The sequence below is a fragment of the Oenococcus sp. genome (genome assembly GCF_047725585.1).
Lineage (GTDB): Bacteria > Bacillota > Bacilli > Lactobacillales > Lactobacillaceae > Oenococcus > Oenococcus kitaharae_A.
Genome location: NZ_JBDNNF010000011.1, coordinates 1 through 2,277, shown reverse-complemented (window position 1 = coordinate 2,277; position 2,277 = coordinate 1). Strand labels below are relative to the sequence as shown.

The following is a 2,277-nucleotide window of genomic DNA, read 5'->3' as shown; positions in this document are numbered from 1 at the left end:
AACAAACAACACACAGTCAACTCAAGCAGGGAAACCTGCTTTTTGTGTGGGGGAAAATAAAACACCTGAGAATTTCTTTAAAAGATTCTCAGGTGTTTTTTAAATAGCAGCTAATTGTTGTTTAATAGACGGGTTTATCTAATCCGGCAGTCGCTGGATCTGCAATACCAAGGCTGGCTTTGCTGCCAAAAGATGGGTCTGCAACAATTCTCAAAACGACATCAGCGATGCTTTTACGCGAACCGGATGTGCCTGGGAAGGTTTCATCTTTTTCAGTCAGCACGTATTTAACTTCGTCACGGTTATTCAACCAAGGTAAACGCAAAGTGGTGTAGTCTAAACCGGATTTTTCTAATAATGCATCGGCTTGGAAACCAACTTGGATACCGGCACCGATAATCTGTTTGTTCCAAGCACCAAACTTGCCAGGAACCTCATCGTAGATGCCTAGGTCATTGATTTCGACTACACGCTTAACTTGATTTGCTTGCATTGCGTCAACGACGTTCTGTGTCATCTGAAGATTGCTAGTCGCACCAAAGGCGATGAAAACCAAATCTTGGCCAGCAGCGGCGGCATTTACGTCGCTTGCGTTCAACAAGTCGCCTTCAACCAGTTTCACACGTGCATTATCAGCCAAGTCGCTCAAACGCGATTTATTGCGCAAAAACAATGTCAACTGAACGTCTTTATATTTTGCATCACTGAGGATTTTTTCTTCGACCAAACGTGCGATCGCACCGTTAGCCGCTAGTATTAACATATTCATTTTTTTCTCCCTTTAATTGAGTCGATCTGTGTCAACAAACCAACTTGATAACTCTATACTATCAAAACTTCTTAATCGTTCTTTTCGATACGCACTAACAGCAGCGTCGCGATATATGCAAAGCCCACCAAAACAGTGGCCACAATCATTGAGATGCGATAACGGAAAACCTGATTACCGATACTTCCTGCTAATAGTGTGATTAAGGCCAAACCGACAGCACCACCAATTTGGTGCACGGCGTTTACTAATCCGGAAGCTGCACCGGATTCTTCACCGCGAGTCCTGACAACGCCGGAAACTGTCAAAGGACTGATTACCATGCTTTGCCCGGCCCCAACAAGAATCATTGGCGCGGCGATGCCAAACCAGTAACCGAAACCGCTTTGAAAGCAGCAAACCCAAATCATACCCAATAACGTTAATACCATACCGATACGCAGAATACGGGCATTGCCGATTTTTTCAGTCATGATTGGCAGGCGCATTGCAACAATATACATGACCATGGTCATAGGAAAGAAGCCGAATCCGACCCATAGAGGCGTGAAGTTCATTGTGTTCTGCATCAATTGCGGTGTGAAAAACCAAAAACTCATCATCGCGGCCATGTAAAAAAATCGTGCAATATAAGCGCCAATACGTTCCGGATCCTGAAAAAGTGTTATCGGCATAATCGGCCTTGAAATTTTTTTCTCTAACACAATAAAGGCAATTAATAAGACGATGCCGATAGCTAAGAATATTAACTGATTACTGTCAGCGGTCATCGCATATAAGATACTGGCTACCGCCAAAATTGACAACAAACTACCGCCAAAATCAATTTTAGAGCCTTCGTGCTGCGCTTGCGACGACACGTATTTCAAAACGAGATAGAGCAATACGGCAGCAATCGGAAAATTAATTAAAAAACCAATCCGCCAAGTCCACAAGCTGGCAAACAAGCCGCCCACCACGAGTCCGACACTGGATCCGATGCCGGCTGTTGCACCATAAAGAGCGATTGCTTTTGTCCGTTCGGCACCGGCAAAAGTATCTAACAGAAGCGCCAATGAAGTCGGCGCGATAATCGAGGCACCAATACCTTGAACAGCTCGCGCTAAGATCATCAAACCACTAGTATTAGCAATCCCGACCAGCAAGGAACTGATACCAAAGACGACAATCCCGATAATGAAAATCAGTTTTTTCTCAAAAATGTCTCCCAATCTGCCAGCTAACAGCAGTAGGCCGCCAAAAGTTAATGAATAACTGTTGCTGACCCATGGCAATGCTTTAGCTGATAGTGATAGATCGCGTTGGATGTTTACCACTCCTGTAAAGATCACTGAATTACTCATAATAATCAGGAAATAGCTGATCAAGACAGCTGTCAGAATGATCCTTTGTTTTTTAATTTTTTCCATTTTACTCTCCAGATTTTGAAAATGACACAGCCTGTTATAAAAACACAAAAGGAGTAGTTTTGTCTACTCCTGAAATTAATATTATCTACTGTATCGAGT

Annotated in this window: 2 protein-coding genes; both read right to left on the bottom strand. The window is 43.3% G+C overall.

The genetic code is table 11. The features are described 5' to 3' along the window. Positions 1 to 121 precede the first annotated feature (121 nt). Positions 122 to 769, bottom strand: coding sequence for an NAD(P)H-binding protein (locus tag ABF487_RS09075; protein WP_263779946.1), 648 nt, complete (start codon positions 767 to 769; stop codon positions 122 to 124). 71 nt (positions 770 to 840) lie between these two features. Then, on the bottom strand, positions 841 to 2,178 hold the full coding sequence (locus ABF487_RS09070; RefSeq protein ID WP_415635088.1) for an MFS transporter: 1,338 nt from the start codon (positions 2,176 to 2,178) through the stop codon (positions 841 to 843). Positions 2,179 to 2,277 lie beyond the last annotated feature (99 nt).

Bases quoted from the DNA above. Each gene is read 5' to 3' on its own strand.
- ABF487_RS09075 (WP_263779946.1), bottom strand. From the start codon at position 769: ATGAATATGTTAATACTAGCGGCTAACGGTGCGATCGCACGTTTGGTC.
- ABF487_RS09070 (WP_415635088.1), bottom strand. From the start codon at position 2,178: ATGGAAAAAATTAAAAAACAAAGGATCATTCTGACAGCTGTCTTGATC.